The sequence below is a fragment of the Allobosea sp. CS1GBMeth4 genome, from assembly GCF_900185715.1.
Lineage (GTDB): Bacteria > Pseudomonadota > Alphaproteobacteria > Rhizobiales > Beijerinckiaceae > Allobosea.
Genome location: NZ_FYAS01000031.1, coordinates 182,339 through 200,926 on the forward strand (window position 1 = coordinate 182,339; position 18,588 = coordinate 200,926).

Consider the following 18,588-nt stretch of genomic DNA (forward strand, 5'->3'; position numbering starts at 1 on the left):
AGGGCGCAATGCGTCGCGAGGACAGGAAGGCGGCCATTGCGGCCTATCGAGAGCGCAAGGTCGCAGCCGGCATCTATCTGGTGCGCTGCCTCGCGAGCGGCGAGCGCTGGGCCGGGCAGGCGCCGGACCTCTCGACCATCCGGAACCGGGTCTGGTTCACGCTGCGCCATGGCAGCCATCGCGGGCGAAAGCTGCAGGCCGCCTGGAACGCGCATGGCGAGAGCGCCTTCGCCTTCGAGGAGCTCGAACGTCTCGACGAGAAGGCGCTGGAGGCCGGCCGCGAGCGCGTCATGAAGGCGCGGCTGGCGCATTGGTGCGTGGAATTGGGGGCGGAGGCGGTGTGAGGCGACGCGCCGTCATGCCAGAAAGAAGACGTGGATGGCCGGGACGAGCCCGGCCGTGACGGGAAGCGGCGTCAGGCCGCCAGCCGCTCCACCACGATGTCCGCGATCGCGAGCGAGCTCGTCAGGCCGGGGCTCTCGATGCCGAGTAGGTTGACCAGCCCGGGCAAGCCATGCTCCGCCGGCCCGTCGATGCGGAAATCCGGCATCGGCTCGGCCGGCCCGTGCAGCTTGGGCCGGATGCCGGCATAGTCGGCGACGAGCGCGCCGTCGGGCAGGGCCGGCCAGTAGGTCCTGATCGCGGCATAGAACGTCCCGGCGCGGCCGGGATCGACCACGAGATCCTGATCGTGCTCGACCCATTCGACATCGGGGCCGAACTTGACGCGGCCGGCCATGTCGATGGTGGCGTGGATACCGAGGCCGGCCGCCTCCGGGATCGGATAGATCAGATGGTTGAAGGGCTGCCTGCCCAGCAGCGAGAAATAATTGCCCTTGGCGAAGGATTGTCTCGGCACATGCGTCCCCGGGAAGCCGTCGAGCTTGCCGAGAAGGCGCGGCGCGCCGTGGCCGGCCGAATTCACCACGGTGCCGGCGGTATAGGTCGCGGGGTCCGCCCCGCCGAAATCGACGCTGAAGCCGCTGCCCTCGCGCCGCCAGCCCAGGATCGGCGTATTCAGCGCGAGCGAGCCACCGGCTGCCTCGCAATCGCCGAGCAGCGACAGCATCAGGGCATGGCTGTCGACCACGCCGGTCTCGGGCGAGAGCAGGGCGATCTCGCAGGTCACCTCCGGCTCCAGCGCCTTCGCCTGCGCACCGTCGAGCCAGCGCAGGGAGGTCACGCCCGAGGCGGCGGCGCGGGCCGCGATCGTCTCCAGCGCCGGACGCTGGCCGGCATGGGTGCCGACGATCAGTTTGCCGCAGGCCTTGTGCGGCAGGCCGCGCTCGCGAAGATAGGCATAGAGCAGCGAACGCCCCTCGACGCAGACGCGCGCCTTCAGCGAGCCCGGCGGATAATAGATGCCCGCGTGGATGACCTCGCTGTTGCGCGCCGAGGTCTGGGTGCCGATCCCGTCGGCGGCCTCGGCGATCACGACCTCGCGGCCGGCGAGCGCGAGCGCGCGCGCCGTCGCGAGGCCGACGACGCCGGCCCCGATCACCAGGCAGTCGATGTCGCTCATGCCACGCGCTGCGGCATCGCCATTTCGACCAGGCTCGCCCAATAGGTCATGCCCACCGGGATCGCCTTGTCGTTGAACTCGTAGGCGGGGTGGTGCAGCCCGGCCGAATCGCCGTTGCCCATGAAGATGTAGGCGCCCGGCCGCTCCTCGAGCATGAAGGAGAAGTCCTCCGAACCCATGGTCGGCGGCACCCCGGTGTCGATCGCCTCCTTGCCGAAGGCGCTCTTCGTCGCGCTGGTGACGAAGTCGGTCTGTCCGGCATGGTTGAAGGTGACCGGGTAGCCGCGCTCGTATTCGATCGTGACGCTGAGGCCGAAGGCCTGGCAGGTGCCGGCGACGATCTCGCGGAAGCGCTTCTCGGCGAGGTCGCGCATCTCCGGGGAGAGTGAGCGCACCGTGCCCTTGATCTCGGCATGCTGCGGGATGACGTTGAAGGCCTGGCCGGCCTGCAGCGCCGTCACCGAGACGACGACGGAATCGAGCGGATCGGCATTGCGCGAGGCGATGGTCTGCAGCGAGGAGACGAGCTGGCAGGCGGCGACCAGCGGGTCGATCGTCTCGTTCGGCTTGGCGGCGTGGCCACCGCGGCCTTCGAGCCTGACCAGAAAGCGGTCGGCCGCCGCCATCATCGGCCCCTTGCGGATGGCGAACTGGCCGACCGGCAGGCCCGGCATGTTGTGCAGGCCGTAGACCTCCTGCACGCCGAAGCGCTCCATCAGCCCATCCTTGCACATCTCCCGGCCGCCACCGCCGCCTTCCTCGGCCGGCTGGAAGATCACGATCGCGGTTCCGTCGAAGTCGCGGGTCTGAGCCAGGTACTTGGCCGCGCCGAGCAGCATGGCGGTGTGCCCGTCATGGCCGCAGGCGTGCATCGTGCCGGGCACGGTCGAGCGATGCTCGAGATTGGTCTCCTCGTGGATCGGCAGCGCGTCCATGTCGGCGCGCAGGCCGATGACCTTGCCGGAATCCTGACCCTTGCCGCGGATCACGCCGACGACGCCGGTGCGCCCGATCCCGGTCACCACCTCGTCGACGCCCCACTCCTTGAGCTTGTCGGCGACGATGCCGGCCGTGCGGTGCACATCGAAGAGCAGTTCGGGATGGCGGTGGAAGTCGCGGCGGATCGCGCTGATCTCCGGTTCGATCGCGGCGATGAGATCGGATTTGGGCATCGTGTCCTCGACAGGTCGCGGCTTGGCAGAAAACGGGTTGTGGGCGCGCACGCTAGCCCGGCGGGGCGCGTCCGTCCAAGCCGAATGCGGCATGAGGGGGCGGAGGCCGGCGAATGCGTCGCGCCTCCTGTCCACATCGCTGCGAAAGGGTTAAGAGCGAAACGTCCGGAGAGTCTCGCTCCGGGCGATCCCGACCTGACGAGTGCTGCCATGTCCGAGGCCCAGACGATCCGCGATGTCACGATCCCGGAGCTGCCCAACCATTACCGCGGCAAGGTCCGCGAGAATTACGACCTGCCGGACGGGCGCCGGATCATCATCGCCACCGATCGCCTCAGCGCCTTCGACCGCGCCATCGCCTGCATCCCGTTCAAGGGCCAGGTGCTGACCCAGACGGCGCGCTTCTGGTTCGAGGAGACGGCGGACATCTGCCCCAATCACGTGCTCGACTATCCCGATCCCAATGTCGTCGTCGGCAGGCGCCTCGACATCCTGCCGGTCGAGATCGTGGCGCGCGGCTATCTCGCCGGCACCACCGGCACCTCGATCCTGACCATGTACAAGCAGGGCGCGCGCGAGATGTACGGCCAGCGCTTCCCCGATGGCCTGCGCGACAACGAGGCGCTGCCGCAGGCGATCATCACCCCGACCAGCAAGGCCTTCGACGGGGGCCATGACGAGCCGCTCTCGCCGGCACAGATCCTGGAGCAGGGGCTGCTGACCGAGGCGCAATGGGAGATCGTGTCCAGCTACGCGCTGGCGCTGTTCGCCCGGGGCCAGCAACTCGCGGCCGAGCGCGGCCTCATCCTCGCCGACACCAAATACGAGTTCGGCACCGATTCCGAGGGCAGGATCATTCTGGCCGACGAGATCCATACGCCCGATTCGAGCCGCTACTGGTTCGCCGGCAGCTATGCCGAGCGTTTCGCCCGCGGCGAGAAGCCGGAGAGCTTCGACAAGGATTTCGTGCGCAACTGGGTCGCCGCGCGCTGCGACCCCTACAGGGAGCCGATCCCGCCGATCCCGGACGAACTGATCGAACAGACCTCGCAGGTCTACATCAGGGCGTTCGAGACGATCACGGGCAAGGCCTTCGAGCCGCCTCCGGCCGATATTCCGCCGCTGGAGCGGATCCGGCAGAACCTCGCGCGCTATTTCTGAGGCGCGCCCACGGCGCTCACTCCGGCTGGATGCCGGCCGCCTTGACGATATCGGCCCATTTCCTGATCTCGACCGGCACGAACGCCCGCAGTTCGGCCGGCGTGCCGGCCTCCGGCTCGATGCCGGCGGCGAGCAGGCGCTCCTGGGTCGCCTTGTCGTTGAGCGCGGCGACGAACGCCTGGTTGAGCCTGGCGACGACCGGTTGCGGTGTCCTGGCCGGAGCGAAGGCGGCGAACCAGGCGGCGAGGTCGTAGCCTGCGACGCCGGCTTCCGCCATCGTCGGCAGGTCCGGCGCGAGCGCGCTGCGCCTGGCGGTCGAGACGGCGAGCCCGTTGACCTTGCCGGCCTTGATCTGCGGCAGGGTCGTCGAGATGTCGGCGAAGACGAGCGAGATCTGGCCGCCGAGCAGGTCGGTGATCGCCTGCGGATTGCTGCGATAGGGCACATAGGTCAGATCGAGCCCGGCGAGCGACTTCAGCATCTCGCCGGCGATGCGCGACGAGCTCGAGCCGGCTCCGAAGGTGAGCTTGCCCGGATTGGCCTTGGCGTAGGCGACGAGGTCTTGCACCGTCCTGGCCGGGACGGACTGATGCGTCGCCAGCGCCAAGGTGATCGTGCCGAGCTTGCCGACCGGCTCGAAATCCTTGACCGCGTCATAGGGCACGCTCTTGAGCAGGCTCTGGTTGGCGCCGTGCGTCGTGTTGGTGGTGATCAGCAGCGTATGGCCGTCGGCATCGGCGCGGGCGACGTTCTGCGCGGCCAGGATGCCGCTGGCGCCGGCGAGATTCTCGATCACGACCGGCTTGCCGAGGCTCTTCGACAGACTCTCTCCGAGGATGCGCGCCAGCGCGTCGGTGGCGCTGCCGGCCGCGAACGGCACGACGAACTTGATCGACCTGCTCGGGAAATCCTGAGCCGTCGCCGGCAGTGCCAGCCCGGCCGCGGCCGCGGCCGCCGTGGAGAGCATCCATCGTCTCGTCTGCATCGTCGTCTCCTCCATGGTTTCGGTTGTCGCCCGCTTGCGCGCGGGCGGCTTTCATTCGTCGGGAATGTCGAGATCGAGCAGGGCCGAGCTCAGGCTCTTGCCGTGCGTGTCGAGCGCGAGCGAGCGGGTGACGCCGCCGCCGAGCGCCTGGCGCATGACGAAGTTCAGCGCGCCGAGGCTCGGCACCTCGTAGCGAGTGACGTCTCCGGCGACGAGCCCGCCGAAATGCGCCTTGACGCGGGCCGCCGTGACCTCCCGGACGAGTCTCGGATAGTCGGCCGGATCGAAGGCGATCAGCGCGATGCTGGAGGTGTCGCCCTTGTCGCCGGTGCGGGCATGGGCGATCTGGCGCAGCTTCATCTCAGCTCTCCAGCATGTGCATGGTGGGCCTGACCCGTGCGCGCGGCAGATAGGTCGAGAGCACGCCGAGCACCTCGCGGATCGCGGTGGTGACGCCGCCGCCGCCGGCCGGGCCGTTGGTGTAGAGCGTCTCGACCTCGCGTCCGATCCGCGCCGCTTCGGCCCGGCTCGCCGCACGCCCGGCGACGCGGACGCGGACCTCGTAAGGCTCGTGGCCGCCGATGGCGGAGAGTGCCGCCCCGTGCAGCGCGTCGATGCCGATCAGGTCGAAACGCAGCTCGCTCGCCGCCGCGCCGGTCAGCGCCAGCCGCTTGCGCACGATGGCGAGCGCGAGCTCGCCGCGTGCCCTGGCGCCCGGCCCGGCATAGGAGATCTGGCCCTCGCCGACGAAGCCCTCGGCCACGCCGAGCGAAACCTTGAGCTGCTCCGGCCGCGCCCGCCCCGTCGCGCCGTCGACGCGGACCCGGTCGGGGCCGAGCTGCGTCACGCGGACCTGCGAAAAATCGGCGCTGACGTCGGGCGTGAGATAACGGGCCGGATCGTGCAGTTCGTAGAGGATCTGCTCCTTGCAGGTCGCCGGCGTGACCTGTCCGCCCGAGCCCGCGACCTTGGTGACGACGATGCTGCCATCCTCCGACACCTCGCCGATCGGGAAGCCGAGCCGGGCGAGGCCGGCGACATCCTTGTAGCCGGGATCGGCGAAATAGCCGCCGGTCACCTGGCCCGCGCATTCGAGCAGATGGCCGGCCAGCGTCGCCTGGCCGAGCCGGTGCCAGTCGTCGAAGGACCAGCCGAAGGCATGCGCGAGCGGCCCGACGAAGAGCGACGGGTCGGCGGCGCGGCCGGTGATGACGAGGTCCGCGCCGGCGGCCAGCGCCTCGGCGATCGGCGCCGCGCCGATATAGGCGTTGGCGGAGACCAGCGCCTCGGCGAGCGCGGAGACCGGTGCTCCGGTCTCCTCGATCCGGCAATCGCTTCCGGCCATGGCGTCGACGACGTCGTCGCCGGCGATGGCGGCGATCCTGAGACCGGCGAAGCCGAGCCGGCGGGCGAGGTCGGCGGCATGGCGCGCTGCCGCCAGCGGATTGGCAGCGCCCATATTGGTGACGATCCGCGTGCCGCTGTGCCGGCATGGCGCCAGCACGACCCGAAGCCGCTCGCCGAGCAGGGGATCGAAGCCGGCCTCCGGATCGGCCCGGCGAGCCTGCTGCGCCAGCGCGATGGTGCGCTCGGCGAGGCATTCGAAGACGAGATAGTCGAGCGCGCCCTTTTCGGCGAGTTCGACCGCCGGCTCGATCCTGTCGCCGGAATAGCCGGCACCTGCCCCGATCCGGACCGTCCTCATCGCTCCTCCATGGCGGCAGGAAGCCATGAAGCGATTGATCTAACAATTGAAATGATTGGATCACAGTAATAGAAGTTTTGTATGAACCTCGATGTCCGGCAGTTGCGCGCCTTCGTGACGGTGGCCGAATGCGGCAGCTTCACCCGCGCCGCCGCGAGCCTGCATCTGTCGCAGCCGGCGCTGACCGTGCAGATCCGCAAACTCGAGGACGTGCTCGGCCTGCGCCTGTTCGACCGCAATACCCGCATGGTCGCATTGACGCGCAACGGCGCCGAATTGCTGCCGGGGCTGGGCCGCATCCTGCGTGAGCTCGACGGCGTTCTCGCGGAGACGCGCCAGCTCTCCACCATCGAGCGTGGCATCGTCCGGCTCGCCCTGCTGCCCTCCTTCGCCTCGGGTGTGCTGCCGGAGGCGATCGCCGGTTTCCGGGCGGCCCATCCCGGCGTCGGCTTCGTCATTCGCGACGTCATCGCGAGCGAAGTCGCAGAGCTCGTCGCCGGCGGCGCGGCCGATCTGGGCCTGACCGGCGGCGCGGTCCCGCACGCCGATCTCGAGATCCTGCTGCGCGGCAGCGACCGCATGCACGCCGTCTATCCGGAGGGCCATCCGCTCGCCGGATTGGCGACGATCGGCATCGCCGATCTGGCAAGCTATCCGCTGGTGCTCATGGATACAGCGACCAGCGTTAGGCAGGTGGTCGACCGGGCCTTCGCCGATGCCGGACTGTCGCCGTGCATCGGCGCCGAGGTCACCTATATGGCGAGCGCCGTCGGCATGGTGCGCGCCGGCCTCGGCGTCGCAATCCTGCCCGGCTCGGCGATGGAGGTCCGGGCCGAGCACAGCCTGCGCTCGCAGCAGATCGAGGGCGACGGCTTCGTCCGGCCGATCGCAGTGGTGAAGCGCCGGAGGCGGGCGCTGCCGCCGGCGAGCGAGCGTTTCCTGGCCGAGCTCGCCCGGATCCTCGCAGCCGCTCCGTGAGCTCGGGCGGGCGAGCGGCGTCAGGCTGGAGCAGCCGGGGCCTTGATGTGTTATAGTGATTTGTCCCTGTCGAATGGGAGGCCCTCATGCGCCGCCTGATCGTTCTCGCCGCCTCGCTTGCCCCCTTGCTGGCCTTCACCGTTCATGACGCCTCGGCTCAGGCCCTGAGCGGCGGTCCCCCTCTCGGCGGCGGCGTCCGCATGGGCGGCGCGCTCAGCGGCGGGGGGAACCGGGCGCTTTCCACCGGCGGCTTCGGCGGCGGCTATCGCCTGGGGTCGGGCGGCTATCGCGGCGGCATCTATGGGGGCGGTGTCTATCGCGGCGCCGGCTGGGGCTATCGGCCCAATCGCTGGTATGGCGGAGGCTATTACGGGCGCGGCTACTGGCGGCGCGGCTATTACGACAATTGGGGCTGGGGCGCCGGTGCTTTGGCGGCCGGCGCCATTCTCGGAAGCGCCGCAGCCTATCCCTATTACTACTATGGCGCGCCCTATTACGAGGAGCCGGCCTACTATTACTACCGCCGGCCCTATTATGCCGCCCCGGTGGTGCCGGCCGGCATCGGCGAGTATTGCCAGACCCCGGTGCGGACCTGCCGGCTGATCAACCCCTCGGGGCTCGGCGGCGGCTGTTCCTGCCGGGTCGCGGGCGGGCGGGCACGGGGCGTCGTGGTCCCGTAGAGACGGATCCGATCGGATTGAATCAATCTGACCGGTGAATCCGCCTCTCGCCTATAGTTTAGAGACCGTTTTTGCCGACCAGTTTGCGGTGCGAGCTGATCGGAACGGGCTCTAGACCGAGCGGCTGAAGCGGAGGGGCGTGGGTCGCGCACCCCGTGCCGGTTCTCAGATCCCGAATTCCCCACGCCAGCGCTCGATATCGTCGAGCGCGACGTTCGAGCCGCACAGCACCAGCGCGATGCGTTCGCCCGGCTTGAACTGATCCCGGCGCGCCAGCGCCGCGGCGACGGTGCAGGATGCCGCCGGCTCGAGCAGCACCCGGCCGTTCTGCAGCACCCAGACCAGCTCGCGCACCGCTTCCGCATCCGGGACGACGACGATCTCCTCGAGGAACTGGTGCGCCGCCGCCATGGTGCGCTCGGTCGCGAAGGGAGCCCCCAGCGTGCGTGCGATCGAGGTCGGGCGGATCGGCACGGGCTTCCCGGCTGCGAGCGCCTGCGTCATCGTCGTCGCGCCCTCGGTCTCGACGCCGTGGATGCGCACGGCCGGGTCGAGCCCCTTCAGCGCCGCGCCGACGCCGGCGGAGAAGCCGCCGCCGCCGATCGAGATGAAGACGTGATCGATCCGCCCGCCGGCATCGGCCGCGAGCTCGAGGCCGACCGTGCCGTGGCCGGCGATGATCGCCGGGTCGTCATAGGAATGGACATGGGTCATGCCCTTGCCCTCGTATTCCTCTGCCTTGGAGAAGGCGGCGAGCGCATCCTCGCAGAGCTCGACCTCGCCGCCCGCTTCCTGGGTCAGGCGGATGTTGAGCGGCGCGACATTTTTCGGCATCAGCACCAGCGCCCGGATGCCGAGCATGCTGGCGACCAGCGAGACGGCGATGGCGTGGTTGCCGCCGGAGACGGTGACGACGCCGCGCGCCCTTTCGGCATCGGAAAGTCCGAGCAGCTTGTTGTAGCAGCCGCGCACCTTGAACGAGCCCGCCAGCTGCAGGCTCTCGACCTTGACCACGGTCTCGACGCCGAGACGCGCCGAAAGCCCGGCGCTGAGGAAGGTCGGCGTGCGCCGGACCTTGCCGGCGATGCGGACGGCTGCGGCCTGGATGTCGGCGAGGGTGACGTCGAAGGACATGGCGGACTCACGCGGGGGAATTCGGTTGGCCGGCACAACAGCGCGCCCGGTGCAGCCCGGTCAAGCGGGCTGCGCGCATGTTCGACGAACGATCGGAGCGGCACCACTTTTCCCTTCCCCCGCTTGCGGTGGGGAAGGGAATAGGGGTGGGGGGCCGGAAAACAGAGCGATTCATTCTTTCAGTCCGGCGCCGAGCGGACCTGCCCCCCACCCAACCCTCCGCAAGCGGGGGAGGGCGGAGCCCCGATTGTCATGCGTCGGCACATGCGTTGCTGCGGCGTCGATAGCGATTGACCCTGCATTGCGCCAGCGTAGCCTGCCGGCACGGTTCATGCCTGTCGGCCGGTTTCTGGAGACTTCTGCCCGTGCGTTATACTCCCAAGGAGATGCTGGCCAAGCTGGTGTCGTTCAACACCGAATCCTGGCGCAGCAATCTCGAGCTGATCCATTTCTGCCGCGACTACCTCGCCGCGCACGGCGTCGAGAGCACGATCGTGCCGAGTCCCGACGGGGAGAAGGCCAATCTCTACGCCACGGTCGGGCCGAAGGTCGATGGCGGCGTCGTGCTCTCCGGCCATACCGACGTGGTCCCCGTCGAGGGGCAGGCCTGGAGCTCCGATCCGTGGACGCTGACCGAGCGCGACGGCAAGCTCTACGGCCGCGGCTCCTGCGACATGAAGGGCTTCGACGCGATCGCCCTCGCTTTGGTGCCGGAGATGCTGGCGGCCGGGCTGAAGCGCCCCGTCCACATCGCGCTCTCCTATGACGAGGAGATCGGCTGCGTCGGCGCCCGCATCATGATCGAGGCCATGGCCAGGGCCGGGCTGAAGCCGTCGGCTGTGATCGTCGGCGAGCCCTCGATGATGCAGGTCGTCACCGGCCACAAGGGCGGCACCCGGATGAGGACGACGGTGCGCGGCCATGCCGTGCATTCGAGCCGCGTCGATATCGGCGTGCCGGCCGTGATGGTCGCCGGCAAGCTGATCGCCTGGCACGACGACGTCATGCAGGAGAACAAGGCGAAGGCCGAAGCCGGCAACCCGTTCGAGCCGCCCTATTCGACGCTGCATGTCGGCGTCGTCGAGGGCGGCACCGCGGTCAACATCACGGCGGAGCATTGCGCCTTCAGCCACGAGGTTCGCGTCGTCCCGGGCGACGGTGCCGACTATGTCGCGCGCTACCGGGCCAGGATCGCCGAGCTGGAGGCGCCGATGAAGGCGATCGCGCCCGAGACCGGCATCACCCTGGAAATCACCTCACAGACGCCGCCGCTGGCGCCGGAAAAGGACGGCGCCGCCGAGACGCTGTCCCGCCGCCTCACCGGCGACAATGCCGGCCATGTCGTCGCCTATGGCACCGAGGGCGGCCTGTTCCAGGCCGCGGGCTGGTCGACCGTGGTCTGCGGGCCCGGCGATATCGCCCAGGCGCATCAGCCGGACGAGTTCATCACGCTGGCCCAGCTCGAGGCCGGCACCGCCTTCGTGCGTGCGCTGATCGCGGATCTGACCCGCTGAGCGCTCGCGGCCGGGATGGTTCCTTGCAAGCCTTCGTCCGGGAGCCCGCAGCTTCGTGCGTGCCCGGACGGAGGCGTGCAATAAAATTCGATGTGCAGCGAAGTCCACCGGCCGCACTGGACGCGGGCTTCGAACCGTCATTAATCTGCCGCCTTCGTCGGCCTGCCGCCGGAACGAGCAGGCGGCCGGCACCGCTCCTGGGGAGGAGTGGTTTCAACCAACTGGAGCAGTCTCACCATGTCGTTCAAGACCCATTGCTTGGCAGCCGTGGCGGCGCTGGCCTTGATGTGCGGGGCTGCGCAGGCCCAGACGCTGCGTTACGCCAACCAGGGCGAGCTGAAGTCGCTCGATCCCTATACCGTCAACGAGACCACGACGAACGCCCATCTCGGGCATCCCTATGAGGGGCTGACCGCCCGCGGGAAGGACCTGAAGATCGAGCCGGCGCTCGCCGAGAAATGGGAGATCTCGCCCGACGGCCTGAAATGGCGGTTCTTCCTGCGCAAGGGCGTCAAGTTCCATGACGGCTCGGACTTCACCGCCGATGACGTGATCTTCTCGGCCGAGCGCGTTCGCGCCCAGGGCTCGAACTTCACCACCCGCATCCCGACCAGCGCCAAGTTCGTCAAGGTCGACGACCACACGGTCGACGTGATCCTGACCACGCCGAACCCGATCCTGAACGCGCAGTGGGATACCTGGTACATCATGTCGAAGAAGTGGGCGGAGGCGAACAACGCCGTCGCCCCGACGCCGGCGGCCGCGACCACCCCGAGCTACGCCTCGCTCAACGCCAACGGCACCGGCCCCTACAAGATCGAGAGCCACCAGCCGGGCGTGAAGACCGTCTTCAAGCTCAACGAGAACTACTGGAAGAAGATCGAAGGCAACATCAAGGAGATCGTCTTCACGCCGATCTCCTCGGACGCGACCCGCGTCGCCGCGCTGCTCTCCGGCGAGGTCGACGTCATCGAGCCGGTTCCGATCCAGGATATCCAGCGCGTCAACGCCTCCGGCAACGCCCAGGTTCTGACCGGGCCGGAGCTGCGCACCATCTTCATCGGCTTCGACCAGACCCGGGACGAGCTGCTCGAATCGAGCGTCAAGGGCAAGAATCCGTTCAAGGATCCGAAGGTCCGCCAGGCCTTCTTCCAGGCGATCGATATCGAGACGATCAAGAGCCGCGTCATGCGCGGGCTCTCGACCCCGTCGCCGCTGATGATCGCGCCGGAGCTGTTCCCGCATGCCGGCTTCACCCGCGCCAAGTTCGACACCGAGGGCGCCAAGAAGCTGCTCGCCGAGGCCGGCTATCCGAACGGCTTCGAGCTCGGCATGGATTGCCCGAACGATCGCTACGTCAATGACGGCCAGATCTGCCAGGCCGTGGTCGGCATGCTCGCGCGCATCGGCGTCAAGGTGAACCTCAACGCCCAGCCCAAGGCGCAGTACTTCGCCAAGGTGCTGAAGCCGGGCGGCTACAAGACCTCGTTCTACCTGCTCGGCTGGACGCCGGGCACCTTCGACAGCCACAATGTGCTCTACGACATTCTCGGCTGCCGCGACGTCGCCGGCTCGTCGCGCGGCGAATCGAACCTCGGCAATTACTGCAACAAGAAGGTCGACGAGCTCACCGACAAGATCCTGGTCGAGTCCGACACGGCCAAGCGCAACGAGATGATCAAGGAAGCCTTCAAGATCACCGTCGACGAGTTCGCCTATATCCCGCTGCACCAGCAGGCGCTGGCCTGGGGCGTGTCCAAGAAGGTGAAGCTCGCCCAGCGCGCCGACAATTCGGTGCTGCTGTATTACGCCACCAAGGAGCAGTGAGGGCGGCGCGGGGCCTGACCGCCCCGCGATGCCAATCTCCTCGTCATCCCGGACAAGCGGCTTCAGCCGCGCAGATCCGGGATCCATCGTAAGGCACTGAGCTCTACGATGGATCCCGGCTCTCCGCTTCGCTCCAGCCGGGATGACCGCGCGTTTCCCAACCTCGGTAGACCGGGGGCTTGAGGCCGACATGCTCGCATTTGTCCTGCGCCGGCTGTTCCAGTCACTGATCGTGATGCTCGCGGTCGCGCTGATCGCCTTCACCATGTTCCGCTTCGTCGGCGACCCGGTGAACCAGATGGTCGGCGTCGACACGCCGCAGGAGCAGGTGGCGCAACTGCGCCGGACGCTCGGCCTCGACGAGCCGGTGGTCGTCCAGTTCGCGCGCTATATCTACAACGCCGCGCGGCTCGAATTCGGTGTCTCCTACCAGTTCCGCCTGCCGGTGATCTCGCTGCTCGGCGAGCGCGCGCCGGCGACGCTGGAGCTCGCCTTCATGTCGGCGCTGTTCTCGCTCCTGGTCGGCATCCCGATGGGCGTCTACACGGCGCTGCGCCGCGACAGCATCCTCGCCAAGCTGTTCCAGACGATCTCCCTCGTCGGCATCAGCCTGCCGACCTTCCTGATCGGCATCCTCCTGATCTACCTGTTCTCCGTCACCCTCGGCTGGCTGCCGTCCTTCGGGCGCGGCGAGGTGGTCAAGATCGGCAATTGGTGGACCACGGGGCTTCTGACCGCCTCGGGCTGGAAGGCGCTGATCCTGCCCTCGATCACGCTCGGCCTGTTCCAGATGACGCTGATCATGCGCCTCGTCCGGGCCGAGATGCTCGAGGTGCTGCGCACCGACTACATCAAGTTCGCTCGCGCCCGCGGCCTCAGGACGCGCGCGATCCATTTCGGCCATGCGCTGAAGAACACGCTGGTGCCGGTCATCACCATCGCCGGCCTGCAGCTCGGCTCGATCATCGCCTTCGCGATCATCACCGAGACGGTGTTCCAGTGGCCGGGCATGGGCCTGCTCTTCCTCAAGGCGGTGCAGCAGGTCGATATCCCGATCATGGCGGCCTATCTCATCCTGATCTCCTTCCTGTTCGTCAGCATCAACCTGATCGTCGACCTGCTCTATGCGCTGGTCGATCCGCGCCTGCGCGCGACGGTCGGGGCGCATTGAGGCCCGCATGAGCGCGCAACCTGCTTCCTCGGCGAAACAGCCGCCCTCGCTCTGGGCCCGGATTCTCGACAGCGACATTCTGGCGAGCTTCCTCCGCTCCAAGGTGACGATGGTCGCAGCCGTGATCGTCCTGGTGATGTTCATCGGCGCGGCCTTCTCGCCCTGGATCGCGCCGACCAATCCCTTCGATCCGGCGACCGTCTTCCTCTCCGACGCCAATATCCCGCCGGCCTGGCAGCAGGGCGGCGATCCCAAGTTCATCCTCGGCACCGACGATCAGGGCCGCGATCTCTATTCGGCGATCCTCTACGGGCTGCGCGTCTCGCTGATCGTCGGCGTGCTCGGCGTGCTGCTGGCGGCGACGATCGGCATCACGCTCGGCCTGCTCGCCGGCTATCTCGGCGGCCGCGTCGACTCGCTGATCATGCGCATCGCCGACGTGCAGTTGACCTTTCCGGCCATCCTGATCGCGCTGCTGATCGACGGCGTCGTGCGCGGCCTGTTCAAGAGCGCCAGCCGCGAGGACACCGCGCTCTACGTGCTGGTGATCTCGATCGGCCTGTCCTTCTGGGTGCAGTATGCCCGCACCATCCGCGGCTCCACCCTGGTCGAGCGCAACAAGGACTATGTCCAGGCCGCCAGGCTCGTCGGCCTGCCGGCGCCGCTGATCATGCTGCGCCATGTCCTGCCCAACGTGATCGGCCCGGTGCTGGTCATCCTGACCATCAACCTCGCGCTCGCCGTCATCACCGAGGCGACGCTCTCCTTCCTCGGCGTCGGACTGCCGCCGACGCAGCCCTCGCTCGGCACGCTGATCTCGATCGGCAACCGCTATCTGTTCTCCGGCGACTGGTGGATCGTGACCTTCCCGGGCGTGACCCTCGCCGTGCTGGTGCTGGCGGTGAATCTGCTCGGCGACTGGCTGCGCGATGCCCTGAACCCGCGGTTGAGGTGAGCCGATGACCGAGACCGTCCTCTCCGTCCAGGACCTCACCGTCGAGTTCGTCACCCGCCGCGGCACGCTGCGCGCGCTCGACAAGGTCTCCTTCGACATCGCCCGCGGCGAGGTGCTCGGCGTGGTCGGCGAATCCGGCGCCGGCAAGTCGGTCACCGGCTCCGCCATCATCGGCCTGATCGATCCGCCCGGCCGGATCGCCGGCGGCAAGGTCGTGCTCTCCGGCGAGCGCGTCGACCATCTGCCGTCGGAGCAGATGCGCCGCGTCCGCGGCAAGCGCATCGGCATGATCTTCCAGGACCCGCTGACCAGCCTGAACCCGCTCTACCGGGTCGGCGAGCAGCTGATCGAGACGATCCGCACCCATACCGATCTCAACGCGGCGGAGGCCCGCAAGCGCGCCATCGCCCTGCTCGACGAGGTCGGCATCCCCGCGCCCGACAAGCGCATCGACGGCTACCCGCACGAATTCTCCGGCGGCATGCGCCAGCGCGTCGTCATCGCGCTCGCGCTCTGCGCCAAGCCGGAATTCATTATCGCCGACGAGCCGACCACGGCACTCGATGTCTCCGTGCAGGCGCAGATCATCAGCCTGATCAAGCGACTCTGCAAGGAACGCGGCACCTCGGTGATGCTTGTCACCCACGATATGGGCGTCATCGCCGAGACGGCCGACCGGGTCGCGGTGATGTATGCCGGGCGCGTCGCCGAGATCGGGCCGGTGCGCGAGGTGATCAAGCAGCCGCTCCACCCCTATACGCAGGGGTTGATGGGCGCGATCCCCTCGATCGAGGGCGACGCCGAGCGGCTCGTGCAGATTCCCGGCGCCATGCCGCGCCTCTCCGCCATTCCGGCGGGCTGCCCTTTCAACCCGCGTTGCTCCAGGGTGTTCGACCGCTGCCGGATCGACCGGCCGGAGCTGATCGATGTCGGCGGACACCAGGTCGCCTGCCACCTCTATGATCCGGCGAAGGCGCCCGCCGGCAAGACGGAGATCGCGGCGTGAGCGACAGAGCCTTCGTCCAGGTCCGTGACCTCAGGCGCGTCTTCGACGTCTCCAAGCCCTGGCTCAACCGGGTGCTGGAAAATGCGCCCAGGCAGTATCTCAAGGCGGTCGACGGCGTCTCCTTCGACATCCGCAAGGGCGAGACCTTCGCGCTCGTCGGCGAATCCGGCTCGGGCAAGTCGACCGTGGCCCGCATGGTCGTCGGCCTGCTGCAGCCCTCGGGCGGCACCGTCGCGATCGACGGCGTCTCGATGTTCGACGCCAGGGCCGCGCAGGAGCGCCAGCGCCTGCGCCGGCGCATCCAGATGATCTTCCAGGATCCCTACGCCTCGCTCAATCCGCGCTGGCGCGTGGGCCGGATCATCGCCGAGCCGATCCGCGCCTTCGACCTGCTCCAGGGTGAGGCCGCGATCGAGGCGCGCGTCGGCGAACTGCTCTCGCTGGTCGGGCTGCATCCCGACGACGGCAAGAAGTTCCCGCACGAGTTCTCCGGCGGCCAGCGCCAGCGCATCGCCATCGCCCGCGCGCTCGCCTCCAATGCCGAGTTCATCGTCTGTGACGAGCCAACCTCGGCGCTCGACGTCTCCGTTCAGGCGCAGATCCTCAACCTGATGCGCGATCTGCAGGAGAAGTTCGGGCTGACCTATCTCTTCATCAGCCACAATCTCGCGGTCGTCCGCCATATGGCGACCCGTATCGGCGTGATGTATCTCGGCCGCCTCGTCGAGGTCTCCGACGGCAGGCAGCTTTTCGCCGCCCCGCGCCATCCCTACACCAGGATGCTGCTTGACGCCGTGCCGGACCTCGCCATGGTCGGCAAGCCGCGCGAGGGCGTGAAGGGCGAGATTCCGAATCCGATCAACCCGCCTTCCGGCTGCACCTTCCATCCGCGCTGCCCGCTGGTCTTCGACCGCTGCCGCGTCGAGAATCCGCCGGTGATCGACGGCGTCGCCTGCCATGCGGTGAATGCGGGCCGCGAGGCGGCTTGAGCGCCTGCCTCGTCATTCCGGGGCAGGCCGAAGGCCTGAGCCCGGAACCCATGAACACGACGCGGTTGGAGCACGCTCCCGCGTAGGCAGCGCTCGGTCTGGGAAGGCCGGTGTTCACGAAATCCGGGCGCGCTGCTGCGCTGTCGGAATGACGGCGCGGTTCTGGCGGAACTGCTCTAACCGCCTGCCGGCTGCGGCAGCCTGCCATGCGCGGCGAGCAGGTCGCGGCCTTCCGACGTGATCGAGACCAGGTTGCCGTCTCCGCGCGCCAGATAGCCGCGATCGACGGCATCCTCCCATATCGTCAGGCGCGGGCAGGACGTCCGCCAGGTTTCGATCACCTCGGCATGGCTTCGGGGGCCACGAGAAACCCATTCGACGAGGTCGAGGACCAGCGGGTCGTCATGGTCGGGCATGCGTTCCCTCCCGCAAACTGAGGCAGGAGGATGATAGAGCCGGCCCGCGCCGGAGGAAATCCTTGCCTGCGGCGGGCCGCTGCCCCCGTCGCGCACCGCCTGGTCTCGTCAGGTGTCCGACGGCACAACCGGCGCCTTCGGCCGCCGGCCGAGCGGCGCCACCGGCCGCTCGGTGCGGTATTGGCCGCGCGCGATCGCGGTGAACAGCAGCGCGACGGCGGTCAGCGTCATCAGCCACCAGGTCTGGAACGAGGCGAAGCCGAGCGCCGCCAGCGCGAAGGCCGTGACATAGGCCGCGACACCGCCGGCCGCGAGCGCGCCGGGCATGCGCCCTGCGGCGCTGACCGCGAAATACAGGCAGAGCGCTCCCGTCGCCGCGCCGACCAGGCCGAGCTCGTACCAGGTCTCGAACAGGATCGTCGTCGGGACTTCGAGCGGCAGCGCTCCGGTGGTGCGCCCGCGCAGCACCGTGTCCAGGCCATGGCCGGTGATGAGCTGCACCGGGCGGCTCGAGATGATGTCGGCCCAGATGTCGAGGCTGGTGCCGACCGTGCTGAACACCGCCGGAGAAAGGCGGAAGAACGGCAGCAGCAGGAAGGGGAGGAGCGGGGCCAGCAGCATCAGCCCGGCCATGACCGCGCCCATCAGCCTAGCGCCGACGATGCGGTCGGCGCTGACTGCGCCGAACGCGACCGCGCCGCACAGCATCGCCATCGCCTCGCCATCCTCGATGCGCGACAGGGCGAGCAGTCCGACGACCAGCGCCAGCCCGAGCGCCGTCAGCCCGCGCTCGCGCGACAGCAGCCAGGCGAGCGCCGGCCAGGCCATGATCAGCACGACGCTGACGCCGCGCTCGACGCTGCCGGCGGCATTGGCCGCGCGCGAGTCGATCGGACTCAGCGCCTCGGTCAGCAACAGGCCGAGCGCGAAGATCGCCGCCGTGCCGGCGCCGAGCGCCGCGAGGTTGAGGTTCGAGGCGCGCATGCGCTCCGGCAGCGCGGCCGCGCCGGCGAAGCCGAGCGCCACGGCGAGGAAGAGATTGGCCGCCTTCTCGGTGGCCGAGCCGGTATAGGGACTCCAGACCAGCGAGAGCACGGCCCAGCCGACCAGCGCCCACAATGTCAAGCCGGCGCGGCTGAAGATCGACGCCCTGATATTGCCGGCGAACCAGCGCGGCGCCTCGATCAACGCGGCTATGGCCAGCAAGATCACCCCGATCGGCACCAGCACGACGGCGGCGCGACGCGAGACCAGCGACGCCAGCGGCAGGGCGAGCGCCAGCGTCGCGAAACCGATACGGCGCAGCAGCAGCGCGGCGTCGGCGGCAGGGTCGAGAGGCGTCTGGGCGTTCGGGCGGATCATGGGCCAGCGGT

General features: G+C 68.6%; 18 protein-coding genes. 10 read left to right on the plus strand and 8 right to left on the minus strand.

Annotated elements, in window-relative coordinates; all coding sequences use genetic code 11:
* Positions 1 to 8: 8 nt before the first annotated feature.
* Complete coding sequence (locus CS1GBM4_RS19490) at positions 9 to 344, plus strand: GIY-YIG nuclease family protein (protein WP_186420407.1); 336 nt, start codon at positions 9 to 11, stop codon at positions 342 to 344.
* Between the two features lie 71 nt (positions 345 to 415).
* Here the strand turns inward: CS1GBM4_RS19490 and CS1GBM4_RS19495 are convergent, their stop codons facing one another.
* Positions 416 to 1,522, minus strand: a complete 1,107-nt coding sequence (locus CS1GBM4_RS19495) for an NAD(P)/FAD-dependent oxidoreductase (protein WP_186420408.1) — start codon at positions 1,520 to 1,522, stop codon at positions 416 to 418.
* Entirely contained in the window at positions 1,519 to 2,694 is a 1,176-nt protein-coding gene (locus CS1GBM4_RS19500) for a M20 aminoacylase family protein (RefSeq protein WP_186420409.1), read from the minus strand. Before CS1GBM4_RS19500 ends, CS1GBM4_RS19495 begins: the two co-directional genes overlap by 4 nt.
* Before the next feature lie 210 nt (positions 2,695 to 2,904).
* On the opposite strand from CS1GBM4_RS19500, the gene CS1GBM4_RS19505 reads away from it, so the two are divergent.
* Positions 2,905 to 3,855 carry a phosphoribosylaminoimidazolesuccinocarboxamide synthase gene (locus tag CS1GBM4_RS19505; RefSeq protein ID WP_186420410.1) on the plus strand — a complete coding sequence of 317 codons (951 nt, stop codon included), beginning with the start codon at positions 2,905 to 2,907 and terminating at the stop codon, positions 3,853 to 3,855.
* A 16-nt stretch (positions 3,856 to 3,871) separates the two neighbouring features.
* Here the strand turns inward: CS1GBM4_RS19505 and CS1GBM4_RS19510 are convergent, their stop codons facing one another.
* From CS1GBM4_RS19510 to CS1GBM4_RS19520, 3 genes are read right to left on the minus strand one after another with little or no spacing between them, the layout of a single operon-like run.
* Complete coding sequence (locus tag CS1GBM4_RS19510) at positions 3,872 to 4,840, minus strand: tripartite tricarboxylate transporter substrate binding protein (protein WP_210201602.1); 969 nt, start codon at positions 4,838 to 4,840, stop codon at positions 3,872 to 3,874.
* 51 nt (positions 4,841 to 4,891) lie between these two features.
* Positions 4,892 to 5,200, minus strand: coding sequence for a hypothetical protein (locus CS1GBM4_RS19515; protein WP_186420412.1), 309 nt, complete (start codon positions 5,198 to 5,200; stop codon positions 4,892 to 4,894).
* A gap of 1 nt (position 5,201) precedes the next feature.
* Complete coding sequence (locus CS1GBM4_RS19520; RefSeq protein WP_186420413.1) at positions 5,202 to 6,545, minus strand: acyclic terpene utilization AtuA family protein; 1,344 nt, start codon at positions 6,543 to 6,545, stop codon at positions 5,202 to 5,204.
* Between the two features lie 81 nt (positions 6,546 to 6,626).
* Between CS1GBM4_RS19520 and CS1GBM4_RS19525 the strand changes: the two genes are divergently transcribed.
* Positions 6,627 to 7,523 carry a LysR family transcriptional regulator gene (locus tag CS1GBM4_RS19525; protein ID WP_186420414.1) on the plus strand — a complete coding sequence of 299 codons (897 nt, stop codon included), beginning with the start codon at positions 6,627 to 6,629 and terminating at the stop codon, positions 7,521 to 7,523.
* An 86-nt stretch (positions 7,524 to 7,609) separates the two neighbouring features.
* A complete protein-coding gene (locus tag CS1GBM4_RS19530) occupies positions 7,610 to 8,203 on the plus strand; it encodes a hypothetical protein (protein ID WP_186420415.1) in 594 nt (197 codons plus the stop codon).
* Between the two features lie 165 nt (positions 8,204 to 8,368).
* Here CS1GBM4_RS19530 and CS1GBM4_RS19535 read toward each other — a convergent pair whose 3' ends face one another.
* Positions 8,369 to 9,337: a pyridoxal-phosphate dependent enzyme gene (locus tag CS1GBM4_RS19535; protein ID WP_186420416.1), complete on the minus strand. Its 969-nt coding sequence runs from the start codon at positions 9,335 to 9,337 to the stop codon at positions 8,369 to 8,371.
* Between the two features lie 365 nt (positions 9,338 to 9,702).
* Here CS1GBM4_RS19535 and argE point away from each other — a divergent pair, with 365 nt between their 5' ends.
* The 6 genes from argE to CS1GBM4_RS19565 all read left to right on the plus strand — a co-directional run bounded on the left by argE (position 9,703) and on the right by CS1GBM4_RS19565 (position 16,799).
* On the plus strand, positions 9,703 to 10,851 hold the full coding sequence (gene argE, locus CS1GBM4_RS19540; protein ID WP_244607309.1) for an acetylornithine deacetylase: 1,149 nt from the start codon (positions 9,703 to 9,705) through the stop codon (positions 10,849 to 10,851).
* A gap of 285 nt (positions 10,852 to 11,136) precedes the next feature.
* Positions 11,137 to 12,678: an ABC transporter substrate-binding protein gene (locus CS1GBM4_RS19545; protein ID WP_244607315.1), complete on the plus strand. Its 1,542-nt coding sequence runs from the start codon at positions 11,137 to 11,139 to the stop codon at positions 12,676 to 12,678.
* Positions 12,679 to 12,868: 190 nt separating this feature from the next.
* Positions 12,869 to 13,849 carry an ABC transporter permease gene (locus CS1GBM4_RS19550; RefSeq protein ID WP_186420418.1) on the plus strand — a complete coding sequence of 327 codons (981 nt, stop codon included), beginning with the start codon at positions 12,869 to 12,871 and terminating at the stop codon, positions 13,847 to 13,849.
* A 7-nt stretch (positions 13,850 to 13,856) separates the two neighbouring features.
* Positions 13,857 to 14,804: an ABC transporter permease gene (locus CS1GBM4_RS19555; RefSeq protein ID WP_186420419.1), complete on the plus strand. Its 948-nt coding sequence runs from the start codon at positions 13,857 to 13,859 to the stop codon at positions 14,802 to 14,804.
* A gap of 4 nt (positions 14,805 to 14,808) precedes the next feature.
* Positions 14,809 to 15,810: an ABC transporter ATP-binding protein gene (locus tag CS1GBM4_RS19560; RefSeq protein WP_186420420.1), complete on the plus strand. Its 1,002-nt coding sequence runs from the start codon at positions 14,809 to 14,811 to the stop codon at positions 15,808 to 15,810.
* Positions 15,807 to 16,799, plus strand: coding sequence for an oligopeptide/dipeptide ABC transporter ATP-binding protein (locus CS1GBM4_RS19565; protein WP_186420421.1), 993 nt, complete (start codon positions 15,807 to 15,809; stop codon positions 16,797 to 16,799). The genes CS1GBM4_RS19560 and CS1GBM4_RS19565 overlap by 4 nt, the downstream gene beginning before the upstream one ends.
* Positions 16,800 to 16,975: 176 nt before the next feature.
* On the opposite strand, the gene CS1GBM4_RS19570 is transcribed toward CS1GBM4_RS19565, so the two are convergent.
* The gene (locus CS1GBM4_RS19570; RefSeq protein ID WP_186420422.1) at positions 16,976 to 17,215 is read right to left on the minus strand and encodes a hypothetical protein; all 240 of its coding nucleotides are present in this window, start codon (positions 17,213 to 17,215) and stop codon (positions 16,976 to 16,978) included.
* A 108-nt stretch (positions 17,216 to 17,323) separates the two neighbouring features.
* Complete coding sequence (locus CS1GBM4_RS19575) at positions 17,324 to 18,577, minus strand: peptide ABC transporter permease (protein ID WP_186420423.1); 1,254 nt, start codon at positions 18,575 to 18,577, stop codon at positions 17,324 to 17,326.
* Positions 18,578 to 18,588: the final 11 nt, after the last annotated feature.

Bases quoted from the DNA above. Each gene is read 5' to 3' on its own strand.
- CS1GBM4_RS19555 (WP_186420419.1), top strand. From the start codon at position 13,857: ATGAGCGCGCAACCTGCTTCCTCGGCGAAACAGCCGCCCTCGCTCTGG.
- CS1GBM4_RS19545 (WP_244607315.1), top strand. From the start codon at position 11,137: ATGTGCGGGGCTGCGCAGGCCCAGACGCTGCGTTACGCCAACCAGGGC.
- CS1GBM4_RS19500 (WP_186420409.1), bottom strand. From the start codon at position 2,694: ATGCCCAAATCCGATCTCATCGCCGCGATCGAACCGGAGATCAGCGCG.
- CS1GBM4_RS19535 (WP_186420416.1), bottom strand. From the start codon at position 9,337: ATGTCCTTCGACGTCACCCTCGCCGACATCCAGGCCGCAGCCGTCCGC.
- CS1GBM4_RS19575 (WP_186420423.1), bottom strand. From the start codon at position 18,577: ATGATCCGCCCGAACGCCCAGACGCCTCTCGACCCTGCCGCCGACGCC.
- CS1GBM4_RS19505 (WP_186420410.1), top strand. From the start codon at position 2,905: ATGTCCGAGGCCCAGACGATCCGCGATGTCACGATCCCGGAGCTGCCC.
- CS1GBM4_RS19520 (WP_186420413.1), bottom strand. From the start codon at position 6,545: ATGAGGACGGTCCGGATCGGGGCAGGTGCCGGCTATTCCGGCGACAGG.
- CS1GBM4_RS19570 (WP_186420422.1), bottom strand. From the start codon at position 17,215: ATGCCCGACCATGACGACCCGCTGGTCCTCGACCTCGTCGAATGGGTT.
- CS1GBM4_RS19550 (WP_186420418.1), top strand. From the start codon at position 12,869: ATGCTCGCATTTGTCCTGCGCCGGCTGTTCCAGTCACTGATCGTGATG.
- CS1GBM4_RS19515 (WP_186420412.1), bottom strand. From the start codon at position 5,200: ATGAAGCTGCGCCAGATCGCCCATGCCCGCACCGGCGACAAGGGCGAC.
- CS1GBM4_RS19510 (WP_210201602.1), bottom strand. From the start codon at position 4,840: ATGCAGACGAGACGATGGATGCTCTCCACGGCGGCCGCGGCCGCGGCC.
- CS1GBM4_RS19495 (WP_186420408.1), bottom strand. From the start codon at position 1,522: ATGAGCGACATCGACTGCCTGGTGATCGGGGCCGGCGTCGTCGGCCTC.
- CS1GBM4_RS19560 (WP_186420420.1), top strand. From the start codon at position 14,809: ATGACCGAGACCGTCCTCTCCGTCCAGGACCTCACCGTCGAGTTCGTC.
- CS1GBM4_RS19530 (WP_186420415.1), top strand. From the start codon at position 7,610: ATGCGCCGCCTGATCGTTCTCGCCGCCTCGCTTGCCCCCTTGCTGGCC.
- CS1GBM4_RS19490 (WP_186420407.1), top strand. From the start codon at position 9: ATGCGTCGCGAGGACAGGAAGGCGGCCATTGCGGCCTATCGAGAGCGC.
- CS1GBM4_RS19525 (WP_186420414.1), top strand. From the start codon at position 6,627: ATGAACCTCGATGTCCGGCAGTTGCGCGCCTTCGTGACGGTGGCCGAA.